Source organism: Nonomuraea sp. NPDC047529, from assembly GCF_040642995.1.
Classification (GTDB): domain Bacteria; phylum Actinomycetota; class Actinomycetes; order Streptosporangiales; family Streptosporangiaceae; genus Nonomuraea.
Window position 1 is genome coordinate 597,998 of record NZ_JBEYTJ010000002.1, and the last position, 23,090, is coordinate 621,087.

Sequence of the window (23,090 nt, forward strand, 5' to 3'; positions counted from 1 at the left end):
CGTGCGCACCGCAATCGCCGCCTGACCGTGACACAGCCGGTCAGGAGGCCCGGGAGACCTGGCCCGCGTACATGACGGCGCCGTCGTCCGATCGAGTCACCTTGACGGAGAACCGGTTGGGGTCGTCCGAGGGGACGACCCGGACTGTTCCGGCGTGGCACGCCTTGCCGGTGACCTGGCCGAGGGCGAACACGACGGCGCTCCTCGTGGGGGTGAGCCGGCCGGAGCAGTGCAGGTCGGCGCCCCAGCGCATGGTGGATCCGCCGTCGGCGCGCAGGCGCAGCTCGACCGGGAAGATCCGGCCGGCCGTGGGGTGCTCGGCCGATCCCGTCCAGACGCCGTCCAGGGGCGGGACGGTGGGGTTTCCCGGCGGGGGCTCGCCGGTGGTGGCGTGCGTGGGGGTGGCGCCCTGGTCGGCCGTGCCGTTCCGGGCGTCCGCCGGGCCCGGGTCCTGCGCTCCGCGCAACCAGAACACGACCCCGGCGACCACCACCACAACCCCCGCCACCGCCACCAGCCACCCCCGCCGAGCCTTCCCGACCACAGTGGCAGGCGTCCTTTCGGGAAAGGTGGCGGAAGCACTTCCCGCCGCGACAGCGGACATCCCTTCGGGGAAGGTGGCGGGGGTTTCGTCAGGGGAGGTCGAGGGGGCGGTGGTGGGGGGCCGTTCATCGGGGGTGGCGGCTTGGGCGCCCGAGGGGAGGACGTCGCCGGTGCCGGCGTCCTGGCCGAGCAGCGCGCGCAGCGTCTCCTCGGCGTCCGGACGGTCGCGCGGGTCGCGGGCCAGGCACGCCTCCACGATCTCCCGCAACCGCCCCGACAACCCGCGCAGGTCCGGCCTGCCGTACAGGATCCTGGCCAGAATCTCCTGGTACGTGTCCGCCATGTACGCATGCCGCCCGCTGGCCGTGTACGCCACGGTCAGCCCCCACGCCCACATGTCCGCGGCCGGCCCGGCCGGCTCCCCGTTGATGCGCTCGGGCGACAGGTAGGCCGGCGTGCCGATGGGCGACCTGGTCGTGGTGGCGGCGGCGTCCATCAGCCGGGACACCCCGAAGTCGATGACCCGCGGCCCGTCGAGGCTGAGCAGCACGTTGCCCGGCTTGAGATCGCGGTGGACGACCCCCGCCCGGTGGATCGCCCCCAGGGCGGTGGCGGTGCCGATGGCCAGCCGGTCGAGCGAGCCGCCGAGCCGGGGCCCCCGCGCGACCACGTGCTCGCCCAGCGAGGGCCCTTCGACGTACTCGCTGACCAGGTAGGGGCGGTCGCCGTCGAGGTCGGCGTCCAGGAGCTGGGCGGTGCAGAAGGCCGCGACCCGGCGCACCGCCTCGACCTCGCCGAGGAACCGGCGACGTACGTCGGCGTCCTTGGACACGCTCGCGTGCAACAGCTTGATCGCGACCTGCGCCCCGGCCGGCGAGTGACCGAGGAAGACGACGCCCTGGCCGCCCTGCCCGAGCCTGCGCGAGAGCCGGTACTCCCCCAGCCGGCGGGGGTCATCAGCGCGGAGCTCGGACATAGGGCGTCATTATGGCACCGCCTACAGCAGGCCGGCATAGGCGTCGAGGGCGCGCAGGACGACGTCCGCCGGGCCGCTCGGCAGGGTGGCCACGGCCTCCTCGATGCCGAGGCCGGCGAAGTAGTCGAGCTTCTCCCTGGTGGGCAGCGTCCCGAACGGGATCACCCTGGCCATGGGCCGCCCGGCCTTCTCGCACGCCTCGCGCAGCGCGGGCAGCGCGTCCTTGATCCCCTTGCCGCCGATGGGCATCCAGCCGTCGCCGTACTCGGCGATGTGGGCGAACAGCTTCGGCCCGGCGGCGCCGCCGAGGTAGACGGGCAGGTCGCGGACGGGCTTGGGCCACGACCAGGACGGTTCGAGCCCTTCGACGTCGGCCACCTCGTCCCGCCAGAAGGCCCGCATGGCCAGCACGTTGCGCCGGACGACCTCGCGACGCCGCCCGTACGGCACGCCGTGGTTCTCGATCTCCTCGACGTTCCAGCCGAACCCGACGCCGACCACCGCGCGCCCGCCCGACAGGTGGTCGAGCGTGGCCAGGGCCTTGGCGGTGACGATGGGGTCACGCTGGGCGGCGAGCAGGATGCCGGTGCCGACGCGCAGCCGCCGGGTCGCGGCGGCGGCGAAGGAGAGCGCGACCAGCGGGTCCAGCGTGCGCTTGTACTCCTCGGGCAGCTCGTCCTGGCCGCCGGCGGGCGGCGTGCGGCGGCTGACCGGGATGTGGGTGTGCTCGGGCAGGTAGAGCGAGTCGAACCCGCGCTCCTCGGCCGCGGCCGCGAGGTCCTGGACCGGCATGGCCAGATCCGTGGCGAACATCGTGACACCCAGCCTCATACGGCCTCCTCATGTCAACCAAGCGATTGCTCGGCTAAGATTTCCAGGGTAGCTTGCAAGGCGACGTCCGCGGAAAGAGGTTCCCGGTGAAGTTCTCTATCTTCCTGAACCCGCAGATTCCAGGCTCTGGATACGCGGCCGAGGAGAACGCCAAGGCACGGCGTCCCATCGGACGCGACACCGAGTCGTATCAGCGGCTGCTGCACGAGGTGCGGGAGATAGCCGTCCACGCCGACCAGGTCGGGTTCGACGCGCTGATGATGACCGAGCACCATTTCCACTCCGAGGGGATGGAGTTCTCGGTCAATCCGCTGATGTTCCTCACCGACCTCGCCGCCCGGACCGAGCGCATCCTGCTCGCGCCGCTCGGCATGGTGCTGCCCGCCTGGGACCCGATCAGGGCCGCCGAGGACGTGGCGCTGCTCGACCAGTTCAGCAAGGGCCGCCTGCGACTCGGCGTGGCGCGCGGCTACCAGAACCGCTGGATGAACGTCCTCGGCCAGCGCTGGCAGGCCGCCGCCGCCCGCTCCGACGGCTCGGCCTCGGACACCCGGAACTTCGACGTCTTCGGCGAGGTGCTGAAGATCATGAAGATGGCCTGGACGCAGGAGACCCTCCGCTACAAGTCCGACGTGCTGGACTACGAGGTGCCGTACCCCTACGACGGTATCGAGGGCTGGCCCGCGATGGAATGGACCAGGACGTTCGGGGCGCCCGGTGAGGTCTCCGACGACGGGAAGATCCAGGCGATCTCGGTCTGCCCCCGGCCGTACCAGAACCCCCATCCGGAGCTGTGGCAGCCGTTCACGATCTCCGACCGGTCGGTCATCAGGGCCGCCCAGGAGGACATCCTGCCGTGGATGTTCACCCCCAACCCCGACGACCACGCCGCCAAGGCCAAGCTCTACCAGGAGGAGTCGGCCCGGCAGGGCCGCCACTACAAGCTGGGCGAGCACACCGGCATCCTCAAGATCGTCGGCATCGCGGACACCACCGAAGAGGCGATCAACACCTTCGGCCGCAGCATCCCCAAGGACTTCGCCGCCTTCTTCGGCCCGTTCGGCTACCTGGAGGTGCTGCGCAAGAAGGAGGACGAGAAGCACAAGCCGATCTCCCCCGAGAAGGGCGACGCCAAGCGCATGAACGACGTGGAGATGGCGCTGTTCGGCACCCCCGACGACGTCAAGCGCGGCATCCAGCGCATGCTCGACCGCATGCCGGACCTGGAGTGGTTCGGCCTGTACATGCAGGGGCAGCAGGGCGTGCTCCCGCTGGACACGGTCAAGCGGAACCTGGAGATGTTCGCCACCAAGGTCGCGCCGGAGTTCCGATGAAGATGTGGCTGGGGGCCTCGTTCGCCCCGACGGACCAGTTCGTGGAGCTGGCGCGGGCGGCCGAGCGCTGCGGTTTCGACACCTTCACGCTGTCGGACCACCTCTTCTACGCCGACTTCGCCTCCCGCTACCCGTACTCGCGGTCGGGCGCGCCCCGCTGGACCGCCGAGACGCACTGGCCCGACGTGTGGGTGACGATCGGCGCGATGGCCGCGGTGACCACGACGCTGCGCTTCTCGCCGAACGTCTACATCGCCCCGGCCCGCGACCTGTTCACCGTGGCCAAGCTGGTCTCCACGGCGGCGGTGCTGTCGCGGGAGCGGGTGACGTTCGGGGTCGGGGTGGGCTGGTGCGAGGAGGAGTTCGCCGGCACCGGCCAGGACTTCCACACCCGGGGACGCCGCCTCGACCGCATGCTGCCCACGCTGCGCGCCCTGTGGGCGGGCGAGACGGTCACGCTGGACGGCCTGCCTCCCCTGTCCATCTCCCCCGCCCCGGCCCGGCCCGTACCCGTCTACGTGGGTGGCGACAGCGAGGCGGCGCTGCGCCGGGCCGCCCGCTTCGGCGACGGCTGGCTGGGCAACCGCATCTACACCGAGGAGCAGCTCGACCCGGTGCTCGACACCCTCCGCCGGCACCTCGACGAGAACGGCAGGACGGGCCCGTTCGACATCGTCGCCCCGCTGGCCGTGATGCCCGACGCCGCGACCTACCGCCGCTTCGCCGCCAAGGGCGTGACCGCCACCATGGCCGCCCCCTGGTGGCTGGCCACCCCCGAGGAGAAGTCCCGGTACGGCGAGGACACCCTCGACCTCAAGATCGCCACCATGGAACGCTTCGCCGAGGACGTCATCGCCAAGCTCTGACCCCGGCGGCCGGGACGATCCTGACCGGGCACGCGACACGTGCGCACCCCGGTCAGGACGCCCCTTCCGCCAGGTTGGCCATGATCCGCCGCAGCATGCCCGTGACCTGCTCGATCTCGTCCTCGGAGAAGCCCGAGAAGACCTGGCGGCTGACCCCGCCGAAGATCGGCGGCAGGAGGGGCGTCAGCGCGTGGCCCTCGTCCGTCAGCTCGATGACGACCGAGCGCCGGTCCTCCGGCCGCCGGACCCGCCGCAGCAGCCCCTTGGCCTCCAGCCGGTCCAGCAGCCGGGTCATCCCGGCCGTGTCCGTGCCGAGCCGGCCCTTCAGGACGCCGGGCGTGCTCCGGCCGCCCGCCGCGTGCAGCAGCAGCGCCGCCTGCTGCGCGGTGAGCCCGAGCGGGGCCAGGCGGCGCTCGGTCTCGGTGTTGAGCTCCCGCCCCACCTGCACGAGCAGCGACCCGCCGCCCAGCACCAGCTCGAACGGCGGCGGCATTCGATCGTCGGTCACGCGCCCCAGAATAGCTGGCGAGAGCATTTACTGTCGCGACAGCTATCGTCTATCGTCACATCCATGGACACCTCTGCTCGTGTCATCGTCGTGGGAGGCGGCATCGGCGGCTTATCCCTGGCCCAGGGCCTGCGCAAGGCGGGGTTCGAGGCCACCGTGCTGGAACGCGACCCCGCACCCGGCCACCGCCCCCAGGGTTACCGCATCAGCCTCAAGGAGACCGGCGCCGAGGCGCTGCGGGCCTGCCTGCCTCCCGGCCTGTACGACCTGGCCGTGGCCACCTCCATCCGCCCGGCCACCCGCATGACCTTCATGGACACCCGGCTGGTCCCCAAGTTCTCCAAGGACATCCCGCCCCAGCTCCCCGGCGTGGACGGCCTCGGCGTCAACCGGCTCACCCTCCGCGAGATCCTCCTGTCCGGCCTCGACGTACGCTTCGGCACCGAGTACACCCGGTACGAGCCGCTGCCCGGCACGAGGGTCCGCGCCCACCTCGCCGACGGCTCCACCCTGGACGGCGACCTGCTCGCCGGCGCGGACGGCGTCGGCTCCCGCGTCCGCGGCCAGCTGCTCCCCGACGCCGTCGTGGACCGGCTCGACCAGGCCCTGTACGGCCGGACCGCGCTGACCCCCGACCTGCTCGCCGCCACGCCCCCGGACCTGGTCGACACCTTCAACCGGGTCACCGCGGCCGACCACACCGCGTTCTCCGTGGCCACCTGCCGCCCCTGCACGCCGGTGGCCGAGGCCGTCGCCCGGCACGCCCCCGGCCTGGAGCTGACCGACGTCCCCGGCTACTTCTCCTGGACGCTGACCGTCCCCGGCGCCCGGCCCGACGACACCTCGCCCGCCGGCCTGCACCGGCTCGCGCTCGCCGCGGTCGCCGGCTGGCACGAGGGCGTGCGCCGGATCGTCGAGCGGGCCGACCCCGAGGCGACCTTCCTGGTGCACACCCACGCGGCCCGGCGCGTGCGCCCCTGGGACGAGCCCGCGGTGACCCTGCTCGGCGACGCCGTGCACAGCATGAGCCCGGGCCGCGGCGAAGGCGCGAACATCGCGCTGCGCGACGCCCGCACCCTGTGCGCGAACCTGGCCGCGGCCGCCGCCGAGGGCCGGCCGCTCGCCGAGGCGAAGACGGCCTACGAGCACGCCATGCTGGACTACGCGTTCGCCGCCGTCGAGGCGTCGTCGCGGCAGCCGTTCGCGCCCTTCACCCGTCCCGCCCGGCCGTCCGGGGGGTGAGCCGCGCCGGGAGTTCGGAAGGGGGCCCCGGTGACGATAGCCTCGTCCCGTGCTGGAAAAGATCGCAGCCACCCGATATGTGACCCCGTTGCGAGAGGGCGGGTCGCTGCCGGGCGTCGTCGAGGCCGATGACCTCGGCACATACGTCGTGAAGTTCCGCGAGGCGGGCCAGGGCCGGCGGGTGCTCGTCGCGGAGATCATCGCCGCCGAGCTGGGCCGCCGGCTGGGGCTGCGCACGCCCGAGCTCAAGCTCATCGACCTCGACCCGCAGCTCGGCGTCCGCGAGCCCGACGAGGAGGTCCAGGACCTCCTCAAGGCCAGCACCGGCCTCAACCTGGCGGTCGACTTCCTGCCCGGCGCGCTCGGCTTCGACCCGCTGGGCTGGATCCCCGACCCGATGTTCGCCTCCCGGGCGGTCTGGTTCGACGGTCTGATCCACAACGTCGACCGGAGCTGGCGCAACCCCAACCTGCTGGTCTGGCACCGCGACATCTGGCTCATCGACCACGGCGCGGCCCTGTGGTTCCACCACAACTGGCGCACGGCCGACCCACAGCGCGTGTTCGACGCCGGCGACCACGTGCTCGCGCCGTTCGCGGCCGACGTGCCGGCCGCGGGCGAGGAGCTGGCCGGGCGGATCACCCGCGAGCTGCTGGACGAGGTGACGGCCCTGGTGCCCGACGAATGGCTCGACGGCGAGCCGGGGTTCGACTCCGCCCACGACGTGCGCGAGGCTTACACCGACCATCTGCTGCGCCGGGCGCACGGGCCGCGCGAGTGGCTGCTGCGCCGCCCCGGCAAGGAGCACAAGGCGTCCGGGCCCGGGTCGGTCGGCGAGTTCTGGCGGGGAGGCAGCCGGTGACCAGAGATGTCTACGAGTACGCGGTGATCCGCGTCATGCCCAAGGTGGAGCGCGGCGAGCTGATCAACGCCGGCGTGCTGCTCTACTGCCAGCCGCGCGACTACCTGTGCGCGCGCGTCCAGCTCGACCCGGCCCGCCTGCGAGCCCTCGACCCCGGGGCCGACCTCGACGGCGTGCGCCACGCGCTCAGCGCCTACGAGCGGGCCTGCGGCGACCGGCCGGGCCCTCTCGCGGACGAGCCGCTGGGCGGCCGGTTCCGCTGGCTGACCGCGCCGCGCAGCACGATCGTGCAGACCGGCCCGGTGCACGCGGGGCTCACCACCGACCCCGACACCGAGCTGGCCCGCCTCTTCGACAAGCTGGTACGCCTCTAGCCGGGCGTCTCAGAACAACACCGACATGAAGGTGTCGACCTCGCGGAACCCCACCTTGCGGTAGACCGCCCGCGCCGAGTGGTTGTAGTCGTTGACGTAGAGCGACACGACCGGGGCGAAGCAGCTCATCGCCGCCTCCACGACCGCCGCCATGCCCGCCACCGCGTGGCCCTTGCCCCGCAGGTCGGGGGCCACCCACACGCCCTGGATCTGGCAGGCGTGCGGCGTGACCGCGCCCACCTCGGCCTTGAACACCACCCGGCCGTCGTCGATGCGCGCGTAGGAGCGGCCGATGCGGATCAGCTCGGCGACTCGCGTGCGGTAGAGCGCGCCGCCGTCGCCGAGGTTGGGCGAGACGCCCACCTCCTCGGTGAACATCGCCACGCACGCCGGCAGCATGATGTCGAACTCCTCCGGCCGCACCCGGCGCACCAGCGGATCGGCCGGTACAGGGGCCTTGCTGGAGGTCGCCATCACCGGCTGCGCCCACCGGACGGCGCGCGCCCTGCCCCAGTGCGGCTCCAGCCGCTCCCACAGCAGGGACACCGCCTCGACGGGGCCCACGATGGACGAACACCTGCGCCCCTGCTTGCGGGCACGGTCGGCGAACGCGTGCACGGCCTCAGGACCGGCGTTGACCGGCACCATGTTCGCGCCGGCGTAACAGAGCGACACGAGCCCGCCGCGCGGCCCGAACCCCCACATCTGCCCCCCGAGGCGTGCCGGATTGAGTCCGACGGCCCGCACCCGGGAGGAGACGAAGACGTTGGCGACCGGATCGCAGTCAAGCAGGGCGAGAACTTCGTCCCGGTCGCTGTCGTCGAGCACGCGCGACGCCGATGTACGCAGCATCACATGGTCAGACTACGCGAACGTCCCCCGAATAGCTCACCGGGACAGCACGTCGGTGAGCCGATCGTGACCCTGCGCGCCTCCCGACGCCATGTGGGCGGCCGGACTCGGGTCCGGCAGGGCCGCGCAGGACACCGTCCGGGCCGGCAGCGTGCCGTCGGCCAGGTACGCCGCGAGGTAGCCGTCCACGCAGCGGTTGCCGGCCAGGGACACGCCGTGGTTGCCGCCCTCGTCGATCACCAGGCCGCTCCTCGGGAAGCGCCGCTGCATGGCCAGCGCCCCCCGGTACGGCGTCGCGGCGTCGTCGCGCGACTGCAGGAACAGCACCTGCGGCAGCTTCGGCGAACCGTGCACCGCGACCGGCGTGCCGCCCTTGACCGGCCAGAACGCGCACGGGGCGTTGAACCAGGCGTTCGGCCAGGTCAGGAACGGCGCCCTGGGGTGGAGCCGGGTCATGTCGGTGCGCCACTTGGTCCAGTCGCGCGGCCAGGCGGCGTCGCGGCACTGCACGCCGAGGTAGACGGCGTAGCCGTTCTCGTCGTCGGCGTCGTTCTTGCCGCGCCGGTTGTACGCCTCCACCAGCGGCTTCACGTCGCCCTTGCGCACGTAGGCGGACCAGGCCCGCGCGAACTCCGGCCACACCCGGTCGGTGTATCCGCCGAGGGTGAAGGTGTCGTCCAGCTCGCTCGGCCCCACCACGCCGCCGGCCGGGCGGGCGCGCAGCCGGTCGCGCATCGCGTAGTAGGCGAACGAGGTCTGCTTCAGCGTGCCGCCCAGCCGGTAGACGTCGTTGTGCCGGGCCGTCCAGGCGAGGAAGGCGCGGTGGCGGCGTTCGAAGGCGACGTCCTGGCTCAGGTTCGACCGGTACCAGACGCCCTCGGGGTTGACCGTGCTGTCCATGACGAGCCGCCTGACCCGCTGCGGGAACAGGGTCGCGTAGACGGCGCCGAGGTAGGTGCCGTACGAGTAGCCCAGGTAGCTGATCTTCTCCTCGCCCAGCGCCGCCCTGATCGCGTCCATGTCCCTGGCCGAGTTCTCGGTCGTCAGGTACGGCAGCATCCAGGACCAGTGGTCGCCGCAGCCGGTGGCGTACTCGTCGGCCCTGGCCAGGAGCCTGCTCTCGTCGGCCGCCGAGTGCGGCACCGCGTCCGGCCGCGGCGCCCGGTAGTAGGCGTCGGGGTCCACGCAGTGGAGTGACGGCTCACTGCCGCCGACCCCGCGCGGGTCGAACCCCACGACGTCGTAGCGCTCGCCCAGCCGGTTCGGCAGCCCGTTCGAGACGAACTCGGTCAGGTCGCGGCCCGAGGCGCCCGGCCCGCCCGGGTTGATCAGCAGGGTGCCGAGATGGTTGCCGTCCCTGGACACCTTGGCCTTGATGCGGTTGATCGCCAGCTTGATCGACTGCCCCCACGGGTCGTGGTAGTCGAGCGGCACGCGTACGGTGGCGCACTCCAGGTCGGCCCGGACCGTCTTGCCCTCCTTCGCCGGGCACGACCCCCAGACCACCTGCTGCGCCCACGTGACCGCACCCCTGCCGGCCGACGCCACACCGTCCGCGCTGACAACCCCGGCGACCAGCACCGCGATGCCGACGGCAACACTGAATACGCGCTTCACCCAGCCCCTCCCCCTCGTCATGGCCCTGTGATGCTCCCGCGGGCGACGGGGTCATGACGCTGGGTATGGAGAAACGCTTGCCACTTTGTAATGGGCCCATTGCACCGGGTGACCGGGGCCCCCGGGGCACTCAGCCCACGGTCACCTGGGGCCCGGAGACGGTGTCGTCGTCGAGGTCGATCTCGACGCCCATCTCCTCGGCCAGGCGCAGGGCCTCCTCGATCAGGGTCTCGACGATCTGCGACTCGGGCACGGTCTTGATGACCTCGCCCTTGACGAAGATCTGGCCCTTGCCGTTGCCGGAGGCGACGCCGAGGTCGGCCTCACGGGCCTCGCCGGGGCCGTTGACGACGCAGCCCATGACGGCCACCCGCAGCGGGACCTTGAGCCCCTCCAGGCCCGCCTGGACCTGCTCGGCCAGCGTGTAGACGTCGACCTGGGCCCGGCCGCACGACGGGCAGGAGACGATCTCCAGCCCCCGCTCGCGCAGGCCCAGCGACTCCAGGATCTGGGCGCCGACCTTGACCTCCTCGACGGGAGGCGCGGACAGCGAGACGCGGATGGTGTCGCCGATGCCCTCGGCCAGCAGCGCGCCGAAGGCCACCGCGGACTTGACCGTGCCCTGGAAGGCGGGGCCGGCCTCGGTGACGCCGAGGTGCAGCGGGTAGTCGCACTTGGCGGCGAGCAGCCGGTAGGCGTTGATCATGACGACCGGGTCGTTGTGCTTGACCGAGATCTTGATGTCGCGGAAACCGTGCTCCTCGAACAGCGAGCACTCCCACAGCGCGGACTCGACCAGCGCCTCGGGCGTGGCCTTGCCGTACTTCTGGAGCAGGCGGGGGTCGAGCGACCCGGCGTTGACGCCGATCCTGATCGGCACGCCGTGGTCGGCGGCCGCCTTGGCGATCTCGCCCACCTTGTCGTCGAACTTCTTGATGTTCCCGGGGTTGACGCGGACCGCCGCGCAACCCGCCTCGATGGCCGCGAACACGTACTTCGGCTGGAAGTGGATGTCGGCGATGACCGGGATCTGGGACTTCCTCGCGATGATCGGCAGCGCGTCCGCGTCGTCCTGCGACGGGACGGCCACGCGCACGATCTGGCAGCCGGACGCCGTCAGCTCGGCGATCTGCTGCAACGTGGCGTTGACGTCGGCGGTGACCGTCGTCGTCATCGACTGGACGGAGACGGGCGCGTCGCCGCCCACGGGAACGCTGCCGACCATGATCTGGCGGGAGTGCCGGCGTTCGGCGAGCGGCTTGGGGCGGACCGTCGGGATGCCAAGTGCTACAGAAGACATTTCTACCCTTAGGTGTGACGACGCTACCCAGTCTAGGTAGCTAGAAGGACTGCCCGGCTGTGAGTTCGGCCGCACGCGCCCGGGCCCAGGCGTCGGCGGCCAGCACCTCCTCCACGCTGGAGGCCGGGGTGACGCGGTGTTCCTCGACGACCTTGGCGACCGTGTCGACGATCGCGGGGAAGCGCAGCCCGCCCCTGGTGAACGCCTCGACGCAGACCTCGTTGGCGGCGTTGTAGACGGCGGGCGCGGTGCCGCCCTCGGCGCCGACGTGCCTGGCCAGCGCGACGGCCGGGAAGGCCGCGTCGTCGAGCGGCTCGAAGGTCCAGGTGTGGGCCTTGGTCCAGTCGACGGGCCGGGCCGCGCCGGGCACGCGGGCCGGGTGGGCCAGCGCGAGCGCGATCGGCAGGCGCATGTCGGGCGGGCTGGCCTGGGCGATGGTGGAGCCGTCGACGTACTCGACCATGGAGTGGATCACCGACTGCGGGTGGACCACGACCTCGATGCGGTCGAAGCCGATGTCGAACAGCAGGTGGGCCTCGATGACCTCCAGCCCCTTGTTGACCAGGGTGGCGGAGTTGATGGTGATGACCGGGCCCATGGACCAGGTCGGGTGGGCCAGCGCCATCTCCGGGGTGACGTCGGCCATCTCCTCGCGCTTCATGCCCCTGAACGGGCCGCCGCTGGCGGTGATGACGAGCTGCCTGACGGCGTCGGGGTCGTGGCCGCCGGGACCGGCCGCCCACAGGCACTGCTGCACCGCCGAGTGCTCGGAGTCGACCGGGAGGATCTGCCCCGGCGCGGCCAGCCGCTTGACCAGCGGCCCGCCGATGATCAGGGACTCCTTGTTGGCCAGCGCGAGCGTGCGGCCGGCCTTCAGGGCGACCAGCGTGGACGTCAGGCCCAGCGCGCCGGTGATGCCGTTGAGCACGGTGTCGCACCGCCAGGCCGCGACCTCGGCGACGCCCTCGTGGCCGCCCAGCACGACGGGGGAGGCCCCGCGCGCGGCCAGCGCCTCCTTCAGCGCCGGGACGGCGGCGTCGTCGGCCACCGCCACGACCTCCACGCCGAACTCGGCCGCCTGAGCGGCCAGCGCCTCGACCCTGCCGCCCCCGGCCGCGAGCCCGGCGACCTTGAACCCGGCGGGGTCGGCGGCGATGACGTCGAGGGCCTGGGTGCCGATCGAGCCGGTGGAGCCGAGCACGACGACTGAGCGGAGGGTCTCTGCATGCACCTGTCCATTGTCCCCGCTGCCGGGGGCGGACGGGCACGTGAGGGGCTCACGGCCGCGATCCCGTCCCTTAAGTGACGCGTGATAACCGGGACCATTTATGTCCAGATATCGCCATACCGGGATGCGCATGTCTTGAGAAATCCCGATTATTGTGCGGCTACCTTCCCGACCTCGGAGCCGGGTTTCGGCAGGTTACGTAATGCGCCGCGGATCCCGCCCCGCCGTCCGTCCTCACCTTCGCCGCCGCAGGCATCGCCCCGCCTCCCAGCAGCGCGGCGCGAAGCACAGGCCGTCTGCCGAGCAGCGCGAAGCGCCAACGCAGTCTGCCGGATTTACGGAAAGTAGCCACAAGAACACATCTCGTGGTGCACACTCTGGGGCCATGACCCTGAGCACCTCCCTGCTTGCGGCCGCCCCGCTGATGGCGGGGCTGATGGGACCGGCGATGCTCGGCGCGGTCCCCGTCCAGCAGCAGGTCGATCGTCCCGCCGTCGAGCACTCCGCGGCCCGGCGGAGCCTGGTGGTCGAGCACGAGGCCGCCCGCGACGACGCCGAACAGCGGCGCGTGCTCGGCTACTGGACCCCGCAGCGCATGGCGGCGGCCCTGCCCATCGGCTTGCTCGACTCCGTGACCGACGGCGACGGCCTGCTCAGCGGCCTGACCGGCCGCGGCGGGGTGCGGGCGACGCCCGGCGTGTCCGACGGCCACACCGAGATCAACCTGGGCCGGCGGCACCAGGCGTCGTCCAGGCCCCAGGCCAGCACGATCGGCGCGCGCTGGAGCACCGGCGGGGCCGTGACCAGGACCACCGGCCGGGTGTTCCTGACCCTGGCGGGGGCCGACTTCGTCTGCTCGGCCAGCACGGTCACGAGCGCCAGCAAGGACCTCGTCGTCACCGCCGGCCACTGCGTCAAGGACGGCGCAGGCGAATGGGCCGAGAACTGGACGTTCGTCCCCGGCTACGGCAGGGGCGGCGAACAGCCCTTCGGCCAGTACGCGGCCCGCCGCATGTTCGTCTCCGCCCCCTGGTCGCGCTCGGCCGACGACAACCACGACGTCGGCATGGTCGCCCTGGCCACCTCGGGCGGCCGGCACGTCGCCGACGTCGTGGGCACCCAGGACATCGCCTTCAACGCCCGGCGCGGCGGCCAGACCTACGGCTTCGGCTACCCGGCCGACCCTCCCTACGACGGCGACCAGCTCGTCTACTGCGCGGGGCGGCTGCGCGACGACCCGTACAAGCAGACGCGCGACCAGGGGCTCGGCTGCGCCATGACCGCCGGTTCGAGCGGCGGCCCCTGGATGTCCGGCTTCGACCCGATGACCGGCCGCGGCACGATCACCTCGCTGAGCAGCTTCAAGTACAGCGACGACCAGCACACCATGTACGGCCCGTACTTCGGCCAGGCCGCCAAGGCGGTCTACACCACGGCCGAGCGCGCCTGAGACCAAGGGGGCGCACCGGCCCGTGCGCGCCCTCGGTCTCTTTGAGGTCGCCGCCGTCGCCCTGCTGGCGAGCTACAGCGACAGGCCGGTGAGCACCATGACCTTCTCGTAGGTCAGGTCCTCCATGGCCGAGTGCAGGCCCTCGCGGCCGATGCCGGAGTCCTTCACGCCGCCGTACGGCATCTGGTCGGCCCGGTACGACGGCACGTCACCGATGATCACGCCGCCGACCTCAAGTTCGCGGTTGGCCCGGAAGGCGGCGTCCAGCGAGCGGGTGAAGACGCCGGCCTGGAGGCCGTACTTGGAGTCGTTCACCGTGGCGTACGCCTCGTCGATCGAGGCGACCGGCTGCAGGATCATGACCGGCCCGAAGACCTCCTCGCAGGCCACCTTGGCGTCGTGCGGGACGTCGGCCAGCACGGTCGGCGCGACCGTGGCGCCCTCGCGGGTGCCGCCGGCCAGGACGCGGGCGCCGGCGGCGACCGCCTCCCGCACCCACTGCTCCACGCGCTCGGCGGCGGCCTCCGACACCAGCGGCCCGACCTGGGTCTTCTCGTCGGCCGGGTCACCCGTGACGAGCCCGGCGACGGCCGGCAGCAGGCGTTCGACGAAGGCGTCGTAGACCGGCTGCTCGACGATCACCCGCTGGACGGCGATGCAGCTCTGACCGGCCTGGTAGTTGGAGAACAGGGCGATGCGCTGCGCGGCCCAGTCGAGGTCGGCGTCGGCCAGCACGACGGCCGCGGCGTTGCCGCCCAGCTCCAGGGTCACGTGCTTGCGCGGCACCTGGTCGGCGATGGCGTAGCCGACGGGCGCGGAGCCGGTGAAGGAGACGACGGGCAGGCGGGGGTCGTCCACGAGGGCGGCGGCGCGCTCGTTCTGGACGGGCAGCACCGAGAACATGCCGGCGGGCAGGTCGGTCTCGGCCAGGATCTCGCCGAGGATCAGCGAGGACAGCGGCGTGGCGGGCGCGGGCTTGACGATGATCGGGGCGCCGACGGCGATGGCGGGCGCGACCTTGTGGGCGACCAGGTTCAGCGGGAAGTTGAACGGGGTGATCGCCAGCACCGGGCCCTTGGGCACGCGGGAGACGTAGGCGAGGCGGCCCGCGGCGGCGGGCTCGGTGTCGAGCCGCTGCACCTGGCCGGACCAGCGGCGGGCCTCCTCGGCGGCGAAGCGGAAGGTGGAGATGGCGCGGTTGACCTCGCCGCGCGCCCAGAAGATCGGCTTGCCGTTCTCGGCGGTGATCAGGTGGGCGATCTCCTCGGCCCGCTCGGCCAGCCGACGCGAGACGTGGGCCAGGGCCTCGGCACGTACGTGCACGGGCAGCGCGGCGGCCTCGCGCGAGACCGCGTGGGCGGCCGCGACGGCCTCCTCGACCTGGGCATCGGTCGGTACGGAGTACCGGCCCACCTCACGACCGTCGTGGGGGTTGGTCACGGTGAGCTCGGTTTCGCCGGTGGCGGGCCGGCCGGCAAGCCAGAAGGTACGCACGTCCATACCCATGACGTTATGCCAAGCGGGAGTTCGGGGATTTACACCAGGGTGCACAAGACTCCCACGAGCGCTCACCGTTAAGTACAAGCCCTGGTGTATACCCATGATGTAACAGAAGTAGACCCAATTCGGGATGTTTACCATGCGGAGTGGTTTGAGCGATCTCCGCCATGGCTAAGTCATCGAGTGCGGGTCTCCAGCGCGGTGGGCCCCAGACTCAGAAAGGCGTGGGCCCCGTGACCGAGCAAGAGGTCACAAGGACACTGAGCTCCTTGGTCGCTGGGGAGGTCGCATGACCTCGACGCCGCTGGGCCTGCAGGGTGCCTACCTGCTGGGCGAGCGCGCCACCCACGACGAACTCCGTTCCCGCCTGCTCGACGTGGCCGTGAACCTGCTTCAGAGCGAGGGTCCCGACAGTCTGACCATGCGCAGGATCGCGGCCGAGGCCGGCTGCACGACGACCGTCATCTACACGATGTTCGGCAACCGGGAGGGCCTGGCCGAGGCGCTTTACCTGGAGGGTTTCGAGCGGTTTCGCCGCCTGCTCGAAGCGGTCCCGCAGCGGCGCAACCCGCTGGAGTACCTGACCGCGCTCGGCCCCGCCTACCGGCAGGCATGCCTGGCCGAGCCCGGCTACTACAGCCTGATGTTCGAGCAGGCCATCCCCGGTTTCGAACCCAGCGAGCGGGCCAGGACGCTCGCCCGCGCGGCCCTGAACATCCTCGACCGGGTGATCGCCGACTGCATCTCCGCCGGCTACCTGACGCCGACCCAGCCACGCAAGATCGCCGACGCTCTCTGGGCCGCCGCCCAGGGCGCGATCAGTCTGGAACGGGCCGGCCACCTGCGGGACGACCGCACGTACGAGGCGGTCACCCTGGCCACGATCTGCTGCTACCTGGTGGACAAGGACAACCTGCCGTCGGCCCCCGGCCGCTGAAGGCCGTCGGGTCAGCGGCGGGCGGCCTCCAGGGCGAGCCAGAGTTCGGCGCGCACGCCCGGGTCGTCGAGGTCGCGGCCGAGGAGTTCGGCCACGCGGCGCATGCGGTAGCGCAGCGTGTGCCGGTGGACGCCGAGCCGCTGGGCCGCGGCGTCCCAGTGGCCGTTGCTGTCGAGGTAGGCGCGCAGGGACTCGACCAGGTCGGCACGGGAGCCGTACGCGGTGAGCGGGGCCAGCAGCGCGCCGGAGAACGCGCGCAGGGCGTCGGCGTCCAGCAGCGCGAGCAGCCCTTGCCCGGCCAGGTCGGCGAACCGCACCACGCCGCCGTCGCTGTGGGCCAGCGCCCGTCGCGCCTGGCCGAGGGCGTCGCGCAGGCCGTCGTAGCGGCACGGTGAGCTCACCCCGACCGGCCCCTCCGCCTCCCGCGCCACCTTCTCCACACTCCCCTCCCCCACCAGACAAACAACGACCGCCCCACCACCACCACCGCGGCCACGCCCGCCACCACCTCCGCCGTGCCCACCGTCGCTACCGCTGCCGCTGCGGCCGTGGCTGCTGCTGTGGGTGTGGTCGTGGCTGTGGCTGTGGGTGTGGTCGTCGAGGAGGGCCGTGAAGCCGTGGGGTTCCAGGGCCTCCAGGGCGCTCGCGCCCGCCGCCAGCACCACCAGCGGCTCGCCGGGCAGCCGCGCGCCTAGCGTGCCCATCACCGACCGCGCCTGCTCGACCGCCCCGCCGAGCAGCAGTTCGAGCACGGCCGAGCGGAGCCTCCGCCCCGCCTCCCGCTGGGCCCTGCCCTGCTCCATGGCGAGCGTCAGCAGCGAGCCGGCGGCGTTGATCACCGTGTGGGTCACCGGCGAGAAGGGTTTGCGCGCGCCGACCGCGAAGAAGCCGCGCGGCCGGGCGCCGCCGCCGAGCGGCTGGATCACGATGTGCTCGTCGGGCCCGGACAACGCGAGGCTGGCCGGCACCCGCTCCACCCCCGGCCCTCCCCCACGCCCCCGCTCAGGACCCTGGCCTCCCCCACGCCCCCGCTCACCGCCCGGCACACCTCCACGGACGCCCTCGGCAGGCGTCCGCTCACCGCCACGAACGGGTTCTCCGGCTGCTGGCTGCTCACCGGCCGGCCCGCGGTCGTCGGTGGCGGGCTGGTCGGGGTGGGGTCTTGCCGGGGCGCCGGTGCGCAGGCGGCGTAGCTCGGCCACCACGACCGGCACGTCGGCGCCGGGGGTGGCGTGCCGGACCTCGCCCGTCTCGTCGAGCAGGGCGGCCCAGCCGTCGATCTCCTTGGCGACCCGGTCGATGACCGCGTGCATGCCCTCCGGCCGCAGCGCCGCCCGGGTGAGCCGTCCCTGGGCGGCGAAGGCCCGGGTGATCTCGTCGTACTGCTCGGCCGCGAGCAGCTCGCTGACGACCTTGCCGATGGCGATGAACGGCGTCTCGCGCGGCACCTCGAACAGTGGCAGCCCGGCCTCGTCGGCGGCGCTGACCAGGGCGGGCGGGACGCGTTCGTGGGAGAGGCCGACGCCGAAGCCGAGCCCGGCCACCCCGCGCCCCACCAGCCGGGCGACATATCCGGAGAGGTCGCCCTCCAGGCGGATGCCCGTCGTCAGCAGCAGCTCCGAGCCCTCAAGGAACGGCGTCGGGTCCTCCAGCTCGCTGACCGCCACCCAGCGCACCTCCGCGTCGAGCGCTTCGGGGGCCGCCGCGCCCGCCAGCGGACGCAGCCCCATCCGTCGCACCACGGTGCGCAGCGAAGGTGCCATACGAGTTTGTCCATTCCGGCAAAGGCGAGCACCCCCAGTGTGCCATATCGACGTATCGGCCCAGGTCGGAGCCCGACGTAGCGTCGAGCCCATGAGCATTCCCCAGGAGCGGCGCGTCGTGACCGCGATCCCAGGCCCCAAGTCGCAGGAGCTGCTGGCCCGCAAGCAGGCCGCCGTCCCGTCCGGCATCGGCACCACGCTGCCGGTCTTCGTCACCCGCGCCGGCGGCGGCGTCCTCCAGGACGCCGACGGGAACTCTCTGATCGACTTCGGCTCCGGCATCGCCGTGACCAACGTGGGCAACTCCGCGCCGAAGGTCGTCGAGCGCGTCCAGAAGCAGGTGGCCGACTTCACCCACACCTGTTTCATGGTCACCCCGTACGAGTCGTACGTGCAGGTCTGCGAGAAGCTCAACCAGCTGACCCCCGGCGACCACGAGAAGCGCACCTTCCTGGTGAACTCGGGCGCCGAGGCCGTCGAGAACGCGGTCAAGGTGGCCCGGCACGCCACCGGCAGGCAGGCCGTCGTGGTGTTCGACCACGGCTACCACGGCCGCACGCTGCTCTCGATGACCATGACCGCCAAGAACATGCCGTACAAGCACGGCTTCGGCCCGTACGCGCCCGAGGTGTACCGGGTGCCGCTGGCCTACCCGTTCCGCTGGCCGACGGGCGCGGACAACTGCGCGGAGGAGGCCGCCGCGCAGGCCATCGACCAGATCAACAAGCAGGTCGGGGCCGAGAACGTGGCCGCCGTGGTGATCGAGCCGATCGCCGGCGAGGGCGGGTTCATCGTCCCGGCCAGGGGCTTCCTGCCGCGGATCGCCGAGTTCTGCCGGGCGAACGGTATCGTGTTCGTGGCCGACGAGGTCCAGACCGGCTTCGCGCGTACCGGTGACCTGTTCGCCTGCGAGGACGAGGGCGTCGTCCCCGACATCATCTGCACCGCCAAGGGCATCGCGGGCGGCCTGCCGCTGGCCGCCGTGACCGGCCGCGCCGACCTGATGGACCACGTGCACGTCGGCGGCCTGGGCGGCACGTACGGCGGCAACCCGCTGGCCTGCGAGGCCGCGCTCGGCGTCCTGGAGACGATCGAGTCGGAGGACCTGGTCGCCAAGGCCCGCCGCATCGGCGAGATCATGCTCCCCCGCCTCCGGTCGCTCCAGGAGCGGTTCCCGGTGATCGGCGACGTGCGCGGACGCGGCGCGATGATCGCGATCGAGCTGGTCGAGCCGGGGACGAAGAACCCGGACCCGGCCGCCGTCCAGGAGATCGTCAAGCGCTGCCACGCCGAGGGCCTGGTGGTCCTGACCGCCGGCACGTACGGCAACGTGCTGCGCTTCCTGCCCCCGCTGGTCATGCCCGAGCACCTGCTTGAGGAGGGCCTGGGGATCTTGGAGAAGGCCGTCGCCGCTCTGTAGCAAAGACCGAAAAATCGGGCATCCACCTTGCGGCTGGATGCCCGATTTTGTGTGTGTAAAAGAGGTCACTCGGGTAGAGAATTCACCCTGGCTTGACGCTCAGCTAGACGATCACGGCCTCGGTCAGGGTTATAACGGATCCGGACATGCGGAGGAGCGATGACAGCTGGGAGCGTGATGAACTGGGGTCCCACCAGAACGGCACAGAGTATGTTGACGTTCGACCCTGAGGGCCTGAGCGTGGCCCAGCGCGACGGCGACGCCTGCGTCGTGTGCCACAAGAGGTGGCCGCGGCCTCGGGTCCGGGTCGGCAAGCTGCCCGACAACTCCTCCGTGCTCGCCTGCACCGAATGCGCCGAGGCGCTCCTGCCCGCTCCCATGGCGACCGTGGTGGCCTTCCCGGGCCGCTAGCCGCATCGACCGCATCGACCACGCGCCGGCCGCGGCCCGGCCTTCAGGCCGCCACCGCCGCCTCGCGCAGGCCCCACGGCGAGCCGTACTCGCGCAGCAGGTCGAGGAACGGCACCGCGTCGAACGCCTCAGGGCCGAGCACGCCCTCGCCCTTCCACACCCCGGTCGCCACCAGCTCCAGCGCGACGACCGGATGGATCGCCGTCTGCCACACGACGGCCTGGGAGCCGTACTCCCGCATCGACCACTCGTTGTCCACCACGTGGTACAGGTACACCTCGCGCGGCGAGCCGTCCTTGCCGGTGCCCTTGACCCACGTGCCCGCGCAGGTCTTGCCGCGCATGCGTGCGCCCAGCGTCGCCGGGTCCGGCAGGCTCGCGGCGACCATGTCGCGCGGGGCCACCTCCGCCCCGCCCACCCTGATCTTGTCGGCGCTGTCCAGGCCCAGCTTGCGCAGCGTCTTGAGCACGCCGATGAACTCCTCGCCGAGCCCGTACTTGAACGTCACCCGCCGCGCCGGGATCCACCTCGGGACGAGCAGCACCTCCTCGTGCTCGACGTTCACGCACTCCACGGGCCCGATGCCGTCGGGGAAGTCGAACACCTCGGGCTCGCTGAACGGCTCGGTGGTGCGCCACTGCCCGTCCTCCCAGACGACGGGCGGGTTCAGGCACTCCTCGATCGTGGTCCAGATCGAGAACGTGGGCGCGAAGTCGTAGCCGTCGACGACGAGGTTGGCGCCGTCCCTGATGCCGATCTCGTCGATCTCGTCGAACAGGTGGTCGGCGGCGTAGCGGGCGAACACGTCCGCGAGCCCCGGCTCGACGCCCATGCCGACCAGCGCGAGCCGGCCCGCGCCGCGCCACTCGCCGTCGCGCTCGAACTGCCGGTCGCCCAGCTTCACCCCCGGCTTGCGGTACGGCTCGCGCGGATGCGGCTTCGACAGCGACATCGCCATGTCCAGGTAGTGGGCCCCGGCCTCCAGCGCGGCCTCGAACAGCGGCATCGTGAAGCGCGGGTCGACCGCGTTGAACAGCACGTCACAGCGGTGCTCCCGGAGCGCCGCGACGACCTGGGCCCGGTCGGAGGCGTCCAGCTGGATGGCGGTGAAACGGGGGTCGTCCACGGCGGCGACGGCGGCGGCCGCCCGGCTCTGTTGGGAGTCGGCCACCACGATGTGTTCGTAGAAATGGCGGCGGGCGGCGATCGGGACCACGGCTGAACCGACGCCTCCGGCGCCGACAAGAAGGATTCTCATGGGAAGACCATACTCACTGACTGGTCATTCAGTCGAATTTCTGGCGCCAAGAAGGCCCCGGAACAGCGAGACGCCCCGGGACAGGGGGGAAGGCCCGGGGCGTCTCTGCAGGCGCACCTCGGGGGAAGGCGCGCCCGCGATGGGGGCGAGCGGAGGCGGCGGTCTCGCCTACTCGGCGAGGGCGGCCCACCGTTTCCCCCAGACGGCGTAATCAGTGCATTCCCCGTCCTCGCCGCGGCAACCGCCCGGCGGCCGGACGGCGAAGGCGACACGGCCGAGCCGCTTGGGGTCGCCGACGCCGTAGACGTCGCAGACGGACTTGGCCCGGCCCTTGCACGCCTTCTCGTTGGCCGGGGCGAGCCCCGCCCAGGCGGCCGCGTCACGCTGGGCGTCGGCCGCGGTCATCCAGGTCAGCCAGCGGTAGGCGCAGGTGGTGTCGGGCAGGTTGGCGCCGAGCATCCAGGAGTCGAGCCAGCCGGTGGTCGCCGTGGCGCCGACCGTCCGGACCGGTTTGCCGGCCTTCTGCAGCAGCAGGCGATAGTACGGTGTGGCCTGCGCGTAATCCAGCGACCCGGTGGCGAAGCCCTTGATCAGGTCGATCGGCTTCCGCCAGTAGGTGCGCTCCTTCTGCTGCCCGAGCAGCGCCATGGCCCGGTCGAGCTGCTCCTGGCTCAGCTCGTACGGGTCCTTGACGGTGGTGTCGGTCAGTGCGGCGTCGGCGATGGTCAGCGGGCTGTCGCGGAGCGCGGCCCGGCCGGAGGCGAACGCCTCGCTCATGCTCGGGTTCTTGACCTTGGCCGCGTCGTAGACGAACTCGTGGTACCCCCACAGGTACGGCACGCCGTAGACCTTGCCGGACACCTTCACCATGTCGCGGAAACGCTCGTCGAGGTCGTCGTAGCCGCCCACCTTGGCCGGGTCGATCGGCTGCACCAGCTTGCGGGTGATCAGGTCGCCGGCCAGCGCCGGGCCCGCCGAGATCAGGTCGTATGGGCGGTCGGCGGCCGCCACGGCCCGTTCCATCTCCTCGGCGGTGCGGACGGTGTCCAGGCGGGCCAGGCGGCAGCCGGTCTCCTTCTCGAAGGAGCCGACCCAGTTGGCCTTGGGGCTGACGCCGCCGTACTCGGCGTAGCCGCGGTAGGTGAGGATCTGGAGCGTGCCGTCGCTCTGGGTCGCCGTGGGCGAGGGCGTGGCCGTCGGGGTCGGCTTGGGGCTCGGCCTGGCGGCCGGCTGCCCGGCCGTCCCGGAGGGCGAGGACACCGCTCCCGTGCCGGCGACCAGCGCCGCCGTGGCCAGCGCCACGGCGGATATGCGACGGCGTCTCACGATGTCCCCCCTTGTCCGTTGTGCTGGAGCTTACCGGGGACGGGACCGGGAGGGACGCCGGTCCCTCCCGGTCGGAGCCACGGGTTACCCGTTCGTGGGGAAGCCGAGGTTCACACCACCGTGCGACGGGTCCAGCCACCGCGAGGTCACCACCTTGCCCCGCGTGTAGAAATGCACCCCCTCGCCACCGTGCACATGCGTGTCGCCGAACAACGACGACTTCCACCCGCCGAAGCTGTAGAACGCCATCGGCACCGGGATCGGCACATTGATCCCGACCATCCCCACCTCGACCTCGTTCTGGAACCGCCGCGCCGCACCGCCGTCGTTGGTGAAGATCGCCGTACCGTTGCCGTACACACCCTCGTTGATCACCCGCAGGCCCTCCTCATACGAGGACACCCGCACCACCGACAACACCGGACCGAAGATCTCCTCCGTGTGCGTCCGCGACCCCACCGGCACCTGATCCAGCACCGACGGCCCCAGCCA

The 23,090-nt window shown here is 71.9% G+C and carries 21 protein-coding genes; 9 read left to right on the top strand and 12 right to left on the bottom strand.

The annotated features are described in order from the left end of the window. Positions 1-40: 40 nt before the first annotated feature. Together ABZ815_RS06390 and ABZ815_RS06395 are read right to left on the bottom strand one after the other, a co-directional pair. A complete protein-coding gene (locus tag ABZ815_RS06390; protein WP_357694600.1) occupies positions 41-1,519 on the bottom strand; it encodes a serine/threonine-protein kinase in 1,479 nt (492 codons plus the stop codon). Between the two features lie 21 nt (positions 1,520-1,540). After that, entirely contained in the window at positions 1,541-2,350 is an 810-nt protein-coding gene (locus ABZ815_RS06395) for a TIGR03619 family F420-dependent LLM class oxidoreductase (RefSeq protein WP_357694602.1), read from the bottom strand. Between the two features lie 86 nt (positions 2,351-2,436). Between ABZ815_RS06395 and ABZ815_RS06400 the strand changes: the two genes are divergently transcribed. Beyond that, complete coding sequence (locus tag ABZ815_RS06400) at positions 2,437-3,684, top strand: LLM class flavin-dependent oxidoreductase (RefSeq protein ID WP_357694604.1); 1,248 nt, start codon at positions 2,437-2,439, stop codon at positions 3,682-3,684. Continuing rightward, positions 3,681-4,550: a TIGR03619 family F420-dependent LLM class oxidoreductase gene (locus tag ABZ815_RS06405; protein ID WP_357694606.1), complete on the top strand. Its 870-nt coding sequence runs from the start codon at positions 3,681-3,683 to the stop codon at positions 4,548-4,550. The genes ABZ815_RS06400 and ABZ815_RS06405 overlap by 4 nt, the downstream gene beginning before the upstream one ends. A 52-nt stretch (positions 4,551-4,602) precedes the next feature. On the opposite strand, the gene ABZ815_RS06410 is transcribed toward ABZ815_RS06405, so the two are convergent. Then, positions 4,603-5,058, bottom strand: coding sequence for a MarR family winged helix-turn-helix transcriptional regulator (locus tag ABZ815_RS06410; protein ID WP_357694608.1), 456 nt, complete (start codon positions 5,056-5,058; stop codon positions 4,603-4,605). A 63-nt stretch (positions 5,059-5,121) separates the two neighbouring features. On the opposite strand from ABZ815_RS06410, the gene ABZ815_RS06415 reads away from it, so the two are divergent. From ABZ815_RS06415 to ABZ815_RS06425, 3 genes are read left to right on the top strand one after another with little or no spacing between them, the layout of a single operon-like run. Continuing rightward, a complete protein-coding gene (locus ABZ815_RS06415) occupies positions 5,122-6,300 on the top strand; it encodes an NAD(P)/FAD-dependent oxidoreductase (RefSeq protein ID WP_357694610.1) in 1,179 nt (392 codons plus the stop codon). Positions 6,301-6,349: 49 nt separating this feature from the next. Continuing rightward, positions 6,350-7,162, top strand: a complete 813-nt coding sequence (locus ABZ815_RS06420; RefSeq protein WP_357694612.1) for a HipA family kinase — start codon at positions 6,350-6,352, stop codon at positions 7,160-7,162. Then, positions 7,159-7,536 (top strand): DUF3037 domain-containing protein, encoded by a 378-nt coding sequence (locus ABZ815_RS06425; protein WP_357694614.1) that lies wholly within the window; start codon positions 7,159-7,161, stop codon positions 7,534-7,536. Before ABZ815_RS06420 ends, ABZ815_RS06425 begins: the two co-directional genes overlap by 4 nt. Before the next feature lie 9 nt (positions 7,537-7,545). Here ABZ815_RS06425 and ABZ815_RS06430 read toward each other — a convergent pair whose 3' ends face one another. The 4 genes from ABZ815_RS06430 to dxr form a co-directional block, all read right to left on the bottom strand. Further along, entirely contained in the window at positions 7,546-8,388 is an 843-nt protein-coding gene (locus ABZ815_RS06430) for a GNAT family N-acetyltransferase (RefSeq protein ID WP_357694679.1), read from the bottom strand. A gap of 36 nt (positions 8,389-8,424) precedes the next feature. Then, positions 8,425-10,005 carry an alpha/beta hydrolase gene (locus tag ABZ815_RS06435; RefSeq protein ID WP_357694616.1) on the bottom strand — a complete coding sequence of 527 codons (1,581 nt, stop codon included), beginning with the start codon at positions 10,003-10,005 and terminating at the stop codon, positions 8,425-8,427. Between the two features lie 130 nt (positions 10,006-10,135). Next, positions 10,136-11,305, bottom strand: a complete 1,170-nt coding sequence (gene ispG / locus ABZ815_RS06440; protein WP_357694618.1) for a flavodoxin-dependent (E)-4-hydroxy-3-methylbut-2-enyl-diphosphate synthase — start codon at positions 11,303-11,305, stop codon at positions 10,136-10,138. Between the two features lie 40 nt (positions 11,306-11,345). Further along, entirely contained in the window at positions 11,346-12,536 is a 1,191-nt protein-coding gene (gene dxr / locus ABZ815_RS06445; protein WP_357694620.1) for a 1-deoxy-D-xylulose-5-phosphate reductoisomerase, read from the bottom strand. A gap of 382 nt (positions 12,537-12,918) precedes the next feature. Here dxr and ABZ815_RS06450 point away from each other — a divergent pair, with 382 nt between their 5' ends. Beyond that, complete coding sequence (locus ABZ815_RS06450; protein WP_357694622.1) at positions 12,919-13,983, top strand: trypsin-like serine protease; 1,065 nt, start codon at positions 12,919-12,921, stop codon at positions 13,981-13,983. A 72-nt stretch (positions 13,984-14,055) separates the two neighbouring features. Here the strand turns inward: ABZ815_RS06450 and ABZ815_RS06455 are convergent, their stop codons facing one another. Then, positions 14,056-15,483 (bottom strand): aldehyde dehydrogenase family protein, encoded by a 1,428-nt coding sequence (locus ABZ815_RS06455; RefSeq protein ID WP_357694623.1) that lies wholly within the window; start codon positions 15,481-15,483, stop codon positions 14,056-14,058. Between the two features lie 289 nt (positions 15,484-15,772). Between ABZ815_RS06455 and ABZ815_RS06460 the strand changes: the two genes are divergently transcribed. Then, the gene (locus ABZ815_RS06460; protein ID WP_357694625.1) at positions 15,773-16,420 is read left to right on the top strand and encodes a TetR/AcrR family transcriptional regulator; all 648 of its coding nucleotides are present in this window, start codon (positions 15,773-15,775) and stop codon (positions 16,418-16,420) included. A gap of 11 nt (positions 16,421-16,431) precedes the next feature. Here the strand turns inward: ABZ815_RS06460 and ABZ815_RS06465 are convergent, their stop codons facing one another. Beyond that, positions 16,432-18,183: a PucR family transcriptional regulator gene (locus ABZ815_RS06465; protein ID WP_357694627.1), complete on the bottom strand. Its 1,752-nt coding sequence runs from the start codon at positions 18,181-18,183 to the stop codon at positions 16,432-16,434. 91 nt (positions 18,184-18,274) lie between these two features. On the opposite strand from ABZ815_RS06465, the gene gabT reads away from it, so the two are divergent. Together gabT and ABZ815_RS06475 are read left to right on the top strand one after the other, a co-directional pair. Beyond that, positions 18,275-19,603: a 4-aminobutyrate--2-oxoglutarate transaminase gene (gabT, locus tag ABZ815_RS06470; RefSeq protein WP_357694629.1), complete on the top strand. Its 1,329-nt coding sequence runs from the start codon at positions 18,275-18,277 to the stop codon at positions 19,601-19,603. A 210-nt stretch (positions 19,604-19,813) separates the two neighbouring features. After that, positions 19,814-20,014 (top strand): hypothetical protein, encoded by a 201-nt coding sequence (locus ABZ815_RS06475; protein WP_357694631.1) that lies wholly within the window; start codon positions 19,814-19,816, stop codon positions 20,012-20,014. A gap of 43 nt (positions 20,015-20,057) precedes the next feature. On the opposite strand, the gene ABZ815_RS06480 is transcribed toward ABZ815_RS06475, so the two are convergent. The 3 genes from ABZ815_RS06480 to ABZ815_RS06490 form a co-directional block, all read right to left on the bottom strand. Beyond that, positions 20,058-21,272: a saccharopine dehydrogenase C-terminal domain-containing protein gene (locus tag ABZ815_RS06480; protein ID WP_357694633.1), complete on the bottom strand. Its 1,215-nt coding sequence runs from the start codon at positions 21,270-21,272 to the stop codon at positions 20,058-20,060. Between the two features lie 168 nt (positions 21,273-21,440). Beyond that, on the bottom strand, positions 21,441-22,598 hold the full coding sequence (locus ABZ815_RS06485) for an extracellular solute-binding protein (protein ID WP_357694635.1): 1,158 nt from the start codon (positions 22,596-22,598) through the stop codon (positions 21,441-21,443). 84 nt (positions 22,599-22,682) lie between these two features. Continuing rightward, a partial coding sequence (locus ABZ815_RS06490) for an aldehyde dehydrogenase family protein (protein ID WP_357694637.1) occupies positions 22,683-23,090 on the bottom strand: 408 nt, incomplete at its 5' end.